The 12094-nt window shown below is 41.8% G+C and carries 11 protein-coding genes; 2 read left to right on the forward strand and 9 right to left on the reverse strand.

Translation table 11 applies throughout. From position 1 onward, the window contains the following. Positions 1-322 precede the first annotated feature (322 nt). Together P6709_RS09885 and P6709_RS09890 are read right to left on the reverse strand one after the other, a co-directional pair. Positions 323-1675, reverse strand: coding sequence for a glucoamylase family protein (locus P6709_RS09885; protein WP_278240759.1), 1353 nt, complete (start codon positions 1673-1675; stop codon positions 323-325). A 609-nt stretch (positions 1676-2284) separates the two neighbouring features. Then, positions 2285-2995 carry a phosphatase PAP2 family protein gene (locus tag P6709_RS09890; protein WP_278240760.1) on the reverse strand — a complete coding sequence of 237 codons (711 nt, stop codon included), beginning with the start codon at positions 2993-2995 and terminating at the stop codon, positions 2285-2287. A 333-nt stretch (positions 2996-3328) separates the two neighbouring features. Between P6709_RS09890 and P6709_RS09895 the strand changes: the two genes are divergently transcribed. After that, a complete protein-coding gene (locus tag P6709_RS09895; RefSeq protein ID WP_278240761.1) occupies positions 3329-3751 on the forward strand; it encodes a VOC family protein in 423 nt (140 codons plus the stop codon). A 500-nt stretch (positions 3752-4251) separates the two neighbouring features. On the opposite strand, the gene P6709_RS09900 is transcribed toward P6709_RS09895, so the two are convergent. Both P6709_RS09900 and P6709_RS09905 read right to left on the reverse strand, forming a co-directional pair. Beyond that, the gene (locus tag P6709_RS09900) at positions 4252-5178 is read right to left on the reverse strand and encodes a hypothetical protein (RefSeq protein WP_278240762.1); all 927 of its coding nucleotides are present in this window, start codon (positions 5176-5178) and stop codon (positions 4252-4254) included. 80 nt (positions 5179-5258) lie between these two features. Further along, positions 5259-6167 (reverse strand): M23 family metallopeptidase, encoded by a 909-nt coding sequence (locus P6709_RS09905; RefSeq protein WP_278240763.1) that lies wholly within the window; start codon positions 6165-6167, stop codon positions 5259-5261. A 184-nt stretch (positions 6168-6351) separates the two neighbouring features. Here P6709_RS09905 and P6709_RS09910 point away from each other — a divergent pair, with 184 nt between their 5' ends. Then, positions 6352-7590: an MFS transporter gene (locus P6709_RS09910; protein ID WP_278240764.1), complete on the forward strand. Its 1239-nt coding sequence runs from the start codon at positions 6352-6354 to the stop codon at positions 7588-7590. Here the strand turns inward: P6709_RS09910 and P6709_RS09915 are convergent. The 5 genes from P6709_RS09915 to P6709_RS09935 form a co-directional block, all read right to left on the reverse strand. Then, complete coding sequence (locus tag P6709_RS09915; RefSeq protein WP_278240765.1) at positions 7525-8334, reverse strand: helix-turn-helix transcriptional regulator; 810 nt, start codon at positions 8332-8334, stop codon at positions 7525-7527. The two genes, P6709_RS09910 and P6709_RS09915, sit on opposite strands and share 66 nt — an antisense overlap. Positions 8335-8438: 104 nt before the next feature. Next, the gene (locus P6709_RS09920) at positions 8439-9689 is read right to left on the reverse strand and encodes an MFS transporter (protein ID WP_278240766.1); all 1251 of its coding nucleotides are present in this window, start codon (positions 9687-9689) and stop codon (positions 8439-8441) included. A gap of 71 nt (positions 9690-9760) precedes the next feature. Beyond that, positions 9761-10372 carry a winged helix-turn-helix domain-containing protein gene (locus tag P6709_RS09925; RefSeq protein WP_278240767.1) on the reverse strand — a complete coding sequence of 204 codons (612 nt, stop codon included), beginning with the start codon at positions 10370-10372 and terminating at the stop codon, positions 9761-9763. 126 nt (positions 10373-10498) lie between these two features. After that, the gene (locus P6709_RS09930) at positions 10499-10684 is read right to left on the reverse strand and encodes a hypothetical protein (RefSeq protein WP_278240768.1); all 186 of its coding nucleotides are present in this window, start codon (positions 10682-10684) and stop codon (positions 10499-10501) included. A 95-nt stretch (positions 10685-10779) separates the two neighbouring features. Further along, the gene (locus P6709_RS09935) at positions 10780-12066 is read right to left on the reverse strand and encodes an MFS transporter (protein ID WP_278240769.1); all 1287 of its coding nucleotides are present in this window, start codon (positions 12064-12066) and stop codon (positions 10780-10782) included. Positions 12067-12094: the final 28 nt, after the last annotated feature.

A 12094-nucleotide genomic window follows, 5' to 3' on the forward strand; every position in this document is an offset into this window, starting at 1 on the left:
AACAAAAATGGTTTCACTTTCCATTTCAGATAATGAGAATTCTTTAATGTATATGATAAAGACCAAGTTTTAATTAAAATAAAGATCCTTAGACAAGTGTCTAAGGATCTTTGACCGGTTCATTGCGCTTCAGGTGGACGCTTTCCGCAGGGACGGCGCTGAGCCCTTTTCAGGCTTCGCCTTGCGAGGTCTCAGCTTGCCGTCATAACCTGCTGGAGTCGCCACCTTCCGCTCCATTCACCTCTTGCTAATAATATATTGCCTTTTAAAGTTATGTCCTTGCTTCTTGTAACTTTTCTTCAGATTCTAGTTGTAAACGAAGCTATTGTATAGAAAACACTTCTTTTTCCAGTAATTCCTCCGGTTTTCTACCGATTGGATCTTGGTGAAAATACTCACGAATGACGCCCTCATTTACATAATTGGCGATGGAAACCATAATCATGCCTTGGTCAAGGGCAAGATAAGCTTTTGCAATTTCACCTGTTTCTACATTAACAGAATCATAGAAACCGTATTTCCCGTACATATTTAATTTCTTTAACGCTTTAATATTTTTCATCACTTCTTTAGGGGCATAATCCAAAGCAAGAAACGTGGCATGCGGCGTTACGGTTGCACCATCATCATAACCTGATGTGCCAAGCGGCGTGGCGGCGAATTCACTGTAACCGTCTGGTGTCGCTGCTGGTGAAAAGCCCCATGTTTTGTATCCCATCTCTTTTGCATAGTCAATTTGCAGATCTACATGGCGCTGATTATTTAGTCCGAGCGCGTTTGGTCCCAGGTCTTTTTCTTTCATCACAATCCCTGGCATAAGCCCTTCAAACATACTGCCGCCCCAGCTTGGTACAAATTTTACACCGTTGTATTCATAGTGTCCTTCAAACACCGTGATGCCATCATACTGCTGATCGTATCCCTCTGGTATTTGTGCCTGCCAGTCCCATTCCTTTGGCATTGTTCGATACATCTTCCACCAATGCTCTGAAGGAACGTCTCCTTTACCAATCGAAATATAGCTCGCCACACGAGGCTCCGTGTAAAGCAATCCATAATGGTGATCTGTCAGCTTTCCTGCTGCAACATCATACCCGCCTCTAAACTGCCCAACTTCTTCATCATATAGTGTTGTATAATTCATTTCTTCAACAAGCTTACTCGTTTGTCCATTTAGTTCTTCATACGCCTGACCGACCACGATCAAGCCTGCTGAGAGCCATCCATTATCTACTTGAGATATGAATTGACCCCAATCTGTTTTCAGTGACCCATCCTCTGTCTGATACCAGTTGTAATAAAGCCCGTTCCATTTCTTCAGCTCTTTTAGTGTATTAACTGTGACCTGAATGCGATCAACCGCTTCTTTTCGCGAAATGAAGCCCATTTCTTCTGCTGATACAGTACTCATCATATACATCCCGATATTGGTAGGTGAGGTATGCGTGGCCTCTACTTTGCCATCTTCCGTGTAGCGAATCTCATCATAGGTCATACCTGTTTTTGGATCGGTATTTTCTTCAAAATATCGATACGTCTTTTTTGCAATCGCTTTCAATTGTGCGTTTAACGCTTTTTCTTTTCCTAAGTTGCCTGCTGAAACATTTGTCGGTGAAATGACACTAAGCAATAAAATAAACAGTAACAACATAACGCCTGCTTTTGATTTTTTCATCATTAGCTCCTTTCAAACTCAATAGTTTAGATAGTTGAAACGTTTCACTTACAGTTTAGCACGATAACAGGATATCGTAGAGGTTAATTCTATTTATTCTGAAAATTAGTTATTTCCACATACTGCATTATAGGTATAAGGGCTTGTCCTCCAAAAGAAGTCGTAGGCGTTTTTGTCGTGAAAGACTTATAGAGGATGATCACCCTCTTTAATTTTGCCTCTGTTGAAGTTAATGTTGATTTTATGAGCCTGGGGACTCAGGCTCTTGGACCGGTTCACTTCTCTTCAGGTGGACGCTTTCCACAGGGACGCCGCTGAGCCTTTTCAGGGCTATGCTCTTCAAAGTCTCTGCAGGAGTAGCCACCTTCCGCTCCGCCAACCTCTTACTTTACGGTAGATACTGGACCTTTTTCTAAACTTCTATACGTTATGCCTCACCCTGTTTTGTATTAATGACTGACTAACTAAAAAAGCCCCCTTTCAGTTCAAGTTGAACAAAAAGGGAGCAATCTTACGATTCTTTAGGGATTAAATAAGCTCTATTATTTGTCACGCTATTCGCTGAAGAATTATCAACTAATCTACTTATGGCCTATTCGCTAACATCCACTAACGATCAATGCTTTCTTCATTATCTAAACTTTTTTCTCTTCTCCCTCTATGCCATAAAGTAACTTCAAGGATTGCGATACAGGTAACCAGCCATGTCAGCCCAAGTGTCAGCCCGCCGATAACGTCTGTAAAGTAATGAACGCCGAGGGGAAGACGACTGAAGGCTATTAATAAAATCAAGATTCCAAGGAAGATGTTGATCAGCCATTTTGCTAAGGCATTCAGTTTACTTCTGATGATCAAATAGATTATAAATCCATAAAAAACGATTGGGGCAGTGGAATGACCACTTGGAAAACTGTAGCCAGTTCCATCATACTCTTCTAAAATGTTTGGACGATCTCTTGAGAAAGCAGCTTTCAGCCCGCTAATTAAGAGTGTCACTCCACCCATTGCAATAACAAAATAAACAATTCTCCACTTACTGCGCTGATAAAAATACCACAGCACGCCAAGCATGATAAGAGATCCTGCAGTCAGTGCCCAGACTGATCCAAGTTCAGTTATCCATGCGAAAAAGGTTGTAACTCCAGGTGTTGCAAGATTTTCAGCAAAGTCAGCTGCATGCTGGTCAATCATGAATTTTTCATTCTCCAGCACCTCTTCACCAAGCTCTGCAAAAAGATAAAAACCGCCGCCTATTATTCCAAGTGCCAGAACAATTAAAATATAGGTCCTGACAGGGATTGCCTTTAATGTATGTAGCATAGTTGATACTCCTATCATCAAGTCGTAATAGTACTCTTTCCCTCTTTTAGACTAGAAGAAACGTGTCAAATCCAGTAAAATCCGCTGTCTGGCACATTCAAATGACACATGAAGATTACGATCCATACTGCTTTATTGTTCTCAATCGAGCAATGTGCATTAATCTTCATCACATAAAAATAGAGCCCGAAGTCTCAGACTCTTGGATCGGTTCACTTCACTTCTGGCTGACGCTTTCAGTAGGGATGGAGGCTTGAGCTAAAGTTGTAATGAACGAACCCTGGCCTTATGATATGGATAAGATTACTTCAAATTAACAGGAGGTGGCTCTAGATGAAGCCCAGAGTTTCTGTCATAACGATCGGAGTAGATAATCTTGAAGCATCGTTACATTTTTACCGTGATGGTTTAGGTTTCCCAACTGATGGCATAGTGGGAGAAGAATTTGAGTATGGGGCTGTTGCATTCTTTGATTTACAACCTGGTCTGAAATTAGCTATTTGGAATCGCCAAAGTATCGCGCATGAAACAAAAGTGCAAGCAGGCAGTCCAAGTCCTACTGAATTCACTCTTGGTCACAATGTAAATAGTAAAGCTGAGGTAGATGAAATTATGACCAAGGCGAAAAACGCTGGCGCAACCATCACGGACCCGGCACATGATACGTTCTGGGGAGGATATTCCGGTCATTTCCAAGATCCGGATGGTCACATTTGGGAAGTGGTTTGGAATCCGGAATGGGATGAAGTAGAATAACCACTTATTAGACTGGTACTAGCACAACTCATTCACTTAAAATCATCCAAGAATCGCCTTCAGGTAAATAAAATAAAGCCTGGGACAAAAGTGTCCCAGGCTTTTTGACCGGTTCACTTCGCTTCAGACGGACGCTTTCTGCAGGGACGGCGCTGAGCCTTCTTGGGCCTTGCCGTCTTATCCTGCTGGAGTCGCCGCCTTCCGCTCCGTTCACCTCTTACAAATGATAGATTTCGCCTCATTTCTAAACTTCAGTTTTGTCTTTAACCGATGTATACTGAAGATTCCTTATACCTTCACCCTTTTCACTCTACTGTCATTTTTTTAAATTAATATCTGACGGATGAGTAAGGTCAAACGGTCATTATTTTTTAAAATCAGTCATCTAAATTAAAAGGTATTCAGATAATCATGTGGAAATTTCTTTTCCAACTTCCTAGTTCTCCCTTAGTTCAATCTGTTAATATAGGAACGGTAGTTAAGAATCACACATATTGAAACTAATAATATCTCTCTAACTCTTTTTCTCTTTGAATAATTTTCTTATTAAGAGTATCAATGCATGTCATGAAAGAGTTTTTATCTGGAAAAATCTGATTTTCACGCCTTATAAATAATGGTTCGTTGTACATACTTAGATGTTGCCCCTTAATGAAATCTTCATTTTGATCTTTAATATATAAATCTATAAAATCACCATATTTGTTATTCTTTTTTTTATTCTCCATTGATGAACTCACTAAAATGAAATTTCCTGGAGTATGCGTTAGCCTGGCAAAATCCTGCATGATTTGCAATTCATTTTTATCACAATTCATATTTATTTGACGGAACAATTCGTCTTGAAACAAGATATAATAACTGAATAACCTCAGCCCATTATCATACTTAATGATTTTGTAATGACAATTTATTAACTTTTTAAATGCTGCATTAGTTTTTGCATATGAGTCATTATCATTTGTGCTTTTGATCTTGCTTAAAATGTTACTGGTCCAAATAGGTTCGAATATAATCTTGTCTTTAAAATTTCCTTTAATCTGAAATATAGTTGGCAAATAATAAGCGAGAAAGCGTTTAAATAGTTCCGCATATGAATTTGCTGTATCTGGACTCCAACTTGTTTTATTCGTCTGCCAATCATTTACTAATTCAGACGGTGAAAAGGAAGATAAATTAAGTTTACCAAAAAAGGCTTTATCACAATCAAAACGATGAGCTGGCATATTCTCTCTGGTTAAAAGCTTATACCAAAAAAATTTTAATATATGATTTTCCCCTTCAAAGACTTCAGTAATTTTTTCATGTGCATGTATATTTAACGTCTTTAATAACTCTTTATAACCACTATCACATTCCTTCCACCAATTATTGAATTTTTCTTCTGTAAGATATTTTGTAATATCATTTTTATAATCCTTACTCATCTTACCTCTCCTAACGTAAAATACTTTTACGTTCTGTTTTGTTTAAAAAACTTTCTATTTTAACATAATATTCTATTTGCTTATTTGAAAATAAGACTGTTCCTCTTCAAAAACCGCCCATCAAATGTGATAGGAACTCCTTCACCGTCTCTTTCTGCGTGAATATGCAGATGCGGCTCGGTTGTATTGCCTGTGTTCCCAATTTCCCCGAGAATGTCACCGCTCTCTACCTCATTACCTTCTTCAACAGCAACAGTACCCGGTTTGATATGCGCGATTAGGACCTCTGTATCCTGGCAATCAATGATCACGTGATTGCCGGCTGGCTCCTCCACCTCAGAAGGCGGCTCTAAAGGCGGTATGTCTTCGTATTCATCCACTGCTGCAGTCACCGTTCCTGTGCAGGGACTATATAAGGACTGTCCGTATATATGATACGCGCTATTTTCAGACGGGGTCAGGCCATTCGCGCGCAAGCCCCATCCGTTCATTTGAAGAATATCATAGGCATAGGCCTGGGACGGATGCGAATGGTGATAATTGATTGCTGTGTGTGCTCCGCCTTGTCCTACAGAATAAACGCCGTCTTTTAAGGGGAAATCAAGCTCGATAGCTTCGTCCCGATCACTGCTGTTAAGGAAATAACCAGACAGACCCTGAGTAAAAAACAACCCGAAGTACACTGCGAGTACTACACTCAGACCAACTGAAAATTTGTAGCTGCCATCTTTCTCTGGACCTTTTAAAGGTTTCTCCTTCACCTTCAGATACGATGAAATAACTGCAATGAGAAAAAGCAGCAGCCAAACGTAACGTAAATAATACAAGTAGATATGCCATGGGCTGATGACAAAAATAAACCCGATAAACATCGCTGTAAATAGCGCTTCTGCAAACCATGAACGCCTGCTGACATGGTCGGCCTTATACAGCCGCCATAAAAAATAAGCGGGCAGGATGATATTAATGATCGCCTGAAACCAGATCATTGAAGTAAAACTCCCTTCTTCTATCCGTTTAGCTATGTATAGTTACCATACGTTTTAAGAACAAAATGGTTTCACCTTCCATTTCAGAGAGGCTGACCTGTTAGAAAAATTGTCTGTTTTTACAGCAATAATCAGACAGACGCTCCCCTGATCTCCCTCTATGATAGAGCTTGAGGTGATGATTATGTATAAAAAAATATGGCGCAATAAAAACATACGGTATTATTTGATGGCAGGAGGGGTTTCAAGACTTGGGGACGTTCTTTCCGGGATGGCCTTTTTGTTTCTAGCTTATGATTTAACCGAATCGAGACTGCACGTCACAGGTATTGCCATGGCAGAAACGCTTCCCTACTTGCTGTTTGGTTTGATAGGCGGTGTGATTGCTGACTGGGTTCCAAAGAAAAAACTGTTGATTTATCTGGACCTCATCCGCATTCCCCTGCTCCTTTCCGTTGTGGTCCTCTATCATTTTGGTGCACTCACGTATGTCTATCTATTTATCGTTAGCTTTCTTATTCAGAGTATCGGCTGCTTCTTTAATCCCGCTCACCGAGCCAGTTTGTCCCTTCTGACCCATGAAGAAAACCGGACGATTGCGAACAGCTTATACGATACCATTACCCGCGGTGTTACGGTGCTCAGTCCGCTGCTCACAATTTGGCTGTTAACTGTGTGGGGAACGATTCATTTTTTTACCGTGGATGCCCTAACGTATGCAATCAGCGCGCTTTGTATCTCACAAATTCACCTGAAGGAGCACAGGGCTGAAGGAAAAAGATCGATCAGAGCAGTTTATCGTTCCATAACCGATTTTGCTGCCTGGGTGACATCACAGAGAGTGATCAGAGGGCTGTTCCTGTTTACCTTTATTACTGTTTTTTTCAACACATGGGTTTGGGAAGTGGGGCTTTTGCTTGCTCTTGCAGAAATGAGTAATCAAAGCGAAGAATTATACAGCATCTTGCAAGGGGTATTTGGCGGTGTCGTGATTTTAACCAATATTCTTTTGCCTTATGTAGTAAAGCAAATGACGCTGCGAATCTATTTAATTGGGGCCGTGATCTGGGGAGTGGGCATTGCCTATTATGGCTTGTTATATGATGTTAGACATTTTTTCATCGGTTGTGCCATCGTTGGAGTAGGGATTCCAATCGCAGGTCTTGCAAGGGTTTATCTTCTTCAGACTCTTGTGCCGGAAGAGAAAATGGGGCGGGCCTTCAGCTCTAATGCGGTCCTCTTGTATTTTTCCAACACTCTTTCCTTGGGGGTGTATGGGTTGCTCGCCACGTTTATTTCGATCCAACAATTAATGGTGGGCAGCGGACTCCTCATGATTGCATTCAGTCTCACTGCTTTACTCTTTAAAACCGTGAATTCTTCGAAACTCAGCAGGCGTTTTTCCGTATACTTTTTTAAATAAATGATTATAGGAAGAGACACTCTTAAACCCGTACTCAAGAGCAATCCATAGAATCGATTCCTTCGTATGAAATAAGGCATGCTGGCTTCGAATGAGGCGGTAAAGCTGCAGCCAGGAGTATGGTGAAAGTCCAAGCTCTTCTTTAAAGAGATGGGCAAACTGGTATTTATTCAGTCCGGCTGTCCGCGCCATTTCATCCAGCGTCCAGTCTTCACGAAAGCTTTCTTTTAACGCCTGGACCACCTTTTGAACCGGTTCCCTGCTGTTTATTTGAGGAAGCTCATACTGATGTGAACCTGCTCCATATTGCAGCATCAAAATGGAAAGCTGGGTCAGACTGTTATCAAGAAAAAACGGATTGATCGCCGGGTTACCTTTTTCATTTAACAGTAAAAAATCGCGGACAAACGTCATCCACTGCTGCAGCTGAGGATGCTTAGAAGAAAGCATCGAAAACTCAGGACTCACGTGAATATTTAATTGATCCGCCGCCTCCTTTAGAAAAGATGGCTTCAGCTCCACCAGGAACTTTTCCTTTTCCGCGATGAGCTGCTTATGCTCTTCAAAGGGGTTCATGATTAAGCATTCCCCTTTTTCAATGGAGATGTCACGGTGACGGGTCTGATACATCCCTTTGCCGAACGGAGAAAAGATTAATTTATACGACTCATCACTTCTCCAGCTCCGCTCCCCTAAATGGTCATGGCGCATCAGCAGCAGTCCGTTGTCGTTATCAAGTATCATGAGGTTCGCTCCTAAGACTAGAAAGATAGATTAAGTTTATCATAGAAAATGGGTAATTTAGACGGTTGAAATGGGAAGACTTGCAGGAGTTTCCCGGCTGTTTATTAATCTGCCGACCGTAAAACGGGAAATAAAAAATACAAGATTGCCACGCTTACAAGCAACGGCATAGAACTCACCGCCATCAACGTTTGAATGGGTATACCCGTTGCTAACAGCATAGAAGTCACGGTGTATGAGAGGGGAATTAATCCTAGAGACCCTGTACGAATTAAACTCATTACACGGCCCACTTTTTCCTGGTTTGCATACGATTGAACCAGAGAAATCAGCGGAATGTTAATGGCAGGTGAAAGCATGCCAATTAAAACAATGATGCCTGCTGCTGCAATGAGTGAGCTCGTCTGGCTGAATAGGAGCATCCCGATTCCCTGAAGTGCGATGAAGTATAAGGCGTACGCTCCTCTTTTCTGATTCATATTCACAAGCCCTACAAGGAGTGAACCAAGGATCATCCCAAATGTAAAACCACCCTGCACCAAACTGAAATCCAGTGAAGTTCCATTTAGTACTCCTTCTACGAATAGCGGCAGTCCCATCATTAAGGGTCCCGATATAAAAAAGTTTACAATAATCGTAATGATAAACAGCGCTCGCAATAAAGGCGACTTCCATGTGTAGCTAAATCCTTCTGCTAATTGGACTTTAAACGACTGTTTTGTTGATTTGAGTTCAGCCGTCTTTTCAGCAGCGGGACGGATAAATAAAACCCCAACCCCCGATAGACATAAAAATGCGCCAATCAAAAACAACGTAATACTGTAACTGAAGAAGTTAATCAAAAGCCCTGCGAGAAATGGGCCGGTAAACAAAGCAATCTGGATCGCCCCCTGAAGCATCGAGTTTGCTTTCGTAAGCTGCTCTGCTTTTACAATTCTGGGCAAAAGAGCATCTCTGGACGGCTCAAACAATCCTCCCATCGCGCCAAAAAAAGCAGCAATTACCGCAAGCACCCAGATTGGAATGTCAGAATAAAAGTAAAAGATGCACCCAAGTGCAACGACGAGAAAACTCAAAGACAGATCAGAAAAAGACATGATGAATGATTGCCTGCCGCGATCCGCAGCGACTCCGCCAAACACCATAAACACAATCCGCATGCTGGTTAAAGAAACGAGGACAATCCCGAGAGATGCTTCCATCCCCAGCCCTTCCACCACATACCATGACTGAATGAACATAAACATCGACAGGCTTAAGCTTGAAGCTACGGTGGTGAACCAAAGTAAATTAAACGATTTTGACTTCACTAATGAGGCACTTGCCCCTTCTTCCATCCCTTTGACCTTTTTCATGTTATCCCTCCTTAAATAAATAATATTATTCGGTTAAATTTATTTTACCGTTTGATCAAAAAAAGAGAACCTTACTCAGAATCCTCTTTTTTCCCGTCAAAAACCCCTTCTTCTATTTGCAATCCGAGAACGTGAAAATAATAAAGTTTAGCATCAGGAGACGGCTCCGGTCTTTGTATAACCGCAAGTTCTTCCATCAAAGCTGCAAACTTCTTTTGCCACGCCATAAAGTCTTCTTCTTTAGCATGAATCTCGTAAGCACTGGACCTGAACTTCCACATTGAAGGATCCTTAGAACTTGACTCATCCTGTAAAGACTCTTCAGGAGCAGCGAGAATTCTCCTTTTTGATTGCTCCAGCATGCTGACCATCATTTGTCTGACGGTTTCTGTCATGGCTGGATAAGGGATAAGCGACTGATCCGGTACGAAGCCGCCTGCCACAGCCTGATAAAACTTCTGTACGATGCCATTCTTTTCTTCTTTGTGCACAATTTCAATCAAGTTGTTTTTCTCTAACTCTTTCAGGTGGTAATGAATGCGCGCTCTTGAAAGATTGAAAACCTCTGAAAGCTGCTGACCGGTCTTTGGCTTCTCCATTAAACGCAGAATCAGTTCCGTCCGAAACGGATCTGCCAGCGCTTTTAGCTGGTCAAGAGTGGTTAAAAGCATAATATCCTTCATAGACTGTTCACTCCATTTACTCGGTAAAATTATTTTAACAATAGTATGCACGCAGGATAAAGTGTTGTCAATCCCGAGTAAACCCAAAATAAAAAGCCCGGTGCATCCCAGGCTCTAAGCTCGTATCTATTGCACTTCCCTCTGTTCGTGAAAGTAATGGCACGTCTTAAACTCCTCCAGTAATTCCTGGAGCCTTTCGTATAGATCATTCATTTCTTTTTCATGTCGTTCCTTCAGTAAATCAAATGAGGACTTACTCACTCTAAGGTGACCGGACTGCTTTTTTACTACGAAGTTTTTACTGTTTGTCATGATCGCATCCTCCTCTAACTGAAAAGTAAATCTATTATATCAGACAATTCGATCAATTTATAAAGGATTTGTAAAAGTTTTAATTAAATTTACTTTTACGTGATTTTGTACGCTCTTTTTTGCTGAATGCTGGCCACAGTTTCCCTTCGCTCATTCTTCATCAGCCGTCCATAGATCCCAACCACCGCAACCCCTGCCAGTAGCATGAATCCAGTCAGCATATATGGCGAAATGAGCCCGCTCCCGAAAATAAACAGCCCCGCGAAAGCTGTACCGCCGACAGCCATTAGACCGTACAGAGATAAGTATACCCCTCTTGCATGATCCGGAATCATATTGGCCAAAAGGGTCTGTTTCACTGGTATATGCATCAACTCCCCAATTGTTGCGATCAGCATCGCAATGATTAAAACGATAGGCGTGTTATGAAAGCTGATCACGGCAAAACTAAGAAAATACAGCACCGTACCCCAAAGCAGCACCGAACGATCCCTGAGTTTTTTTAGGAGGTACGCAATGAATCCTGACATGGCAACGACGATCAATGTATTCTCTGTTTTTAAAATCCCAAGCAAATTGACCCCGTCCACCTCCACGGCAAGAAATGAAACCAATGGAACCGGGTCTGCGATCTCATTGGATAAGCGGATGCCAATAAAATTGGTCAACTGCTCGTCAACAGAAATAAAAAGCAGATTGGCCACGGCCAGCGCAGCAAACGCTCGATTTTTCAGCACTTCTTTATAAATATGCCACACACTCGAAATGGATCCTTTTTTTCCGGCAGGTGAGGATTCCATTTGAGGAACCACATAGCAGTCCTTTATAAATAGGATGGTCATGACCAGTGAAAACAAAATGGTCCCTGAGACTCCGAGAAAGAGGTAAAATGAGTAGTCCTGAAATAAAAAGGCTCCAATCATCCCGCCAATTGCGAGTCCCACATTATTCAGCCAGTAGGCAAAGGTGTACACCTTTTTCCGATTATCCGGATTCGTTTCGTCCACGATCAGCGCCTGGTACGCAGGACCGCTCAAGCCTGTGCAAAAATTGACCAGAACAAAAAAACCAAATGTCACATACGGGAGATCAAGCCATGGAGAGTTCACCGCTGCGATACCTGCAAATCCAGCAAACACAACTGCTTCTGAAAACACAATGACCTTCTTTCTCCCCATCCGATCTGTCGCAATTCCCCCTGCCAGAGCGCCGGCGACACTTGCGAGCATAACCCCCATAAACATAAACCCAGTTACAAAAGAACCTAGCTTCTCTGCAAAGAAGATCACCACATACGGCATGACAGACATCGTCCCGAGCACCGTTAAAAACTGCAGGATCATCCGGATTTGAATTGTTCGGTTAAACGTAAAAAAGTCCAAGCAGCTCACCTCTCTTCTTTATGATTGA

The organism is Jeotgalibacillus sp. ET6, from assembly GCF_029667115.1.
GTDB lineage: Bacteria > Bacillota > Bacilli > Bacillales > Jeotgalibacillaceae > Jeotgalibacillus.

Excerpts from the sequence above, each read along its gene's own strand:
- P6709_RS09920 (WP_278240766.1), bottom strand. The coding sequence starts at position 9,689 with ATGAAAAAGGTCAAAGGGATGGAAGAAGGGGCAAGTGCCTCATTAGTG.
- P6709_RS09925 (WP_278240767.1), bottom strand. The coding sequence starts at position 10,372 with ATGAAGGATATTATGCTTTTAACCACTCTTGACCAGCTAAAAGCGCTG.
- P6709_RS09905 (WP_278240763.1), bottom strand. The coding sequence starts at position 6,167 with ATGATCTGGTTTCAGGCGATCATTAATATCATCCTGCCCGCTTATTTT.
- P6709_RS09890 (WP_278240760.1), bottom strand. The coding sequence starts at position 2,995 with ATGCTACATACATTAAAGGCAATCCCTGTCAGGACCTATATTTTAATT.
- P6709_RS09885 (WP_278240759.1), bottom strand. The coding sequence starts at position 1,675 with ATGAAAAAATCAAAAGCAGGCGTTATGTTGTTACTGTTTATTTTATTG.
- P6709_RS09900 (WP_278240762.1), bottom strand. The coding sequence starts at position 5,178 with ATGAGTAAGGATTATAAAAATGATATTACAAAATATCTTACAGAAGAA.
- P6709_RS09930 (WP_278240768.1), bottom strand. The coding sequence starts at position 10,684 with ATGACAAACAGTAAAAACTTCGTAGTAAAAAAGCAGTCCGGTCACCTT.
- P6709_RS09895 (WP_278240761.1), top strand. The coding sequence starts at position 3,329 with ATGAAGCCCAGAGTTTCTGTCATAACGATCGGAGTAGATAATCTTGAA.
- P6709_RS09910 (WP_278240764.1), top strand. The coding sequence starts at position 6,352 with ATGTATAAAAAAATATGGCGCAATAAAAACATACGGTATTATTTGATG.
- P6709_RS09915 (WP_278240765.1), bottom strand. The coding sequence starts at position 8,334 with ATGATACTTGATAACGACAACGGACTGCTGCTGATGCGCCATGACCAT.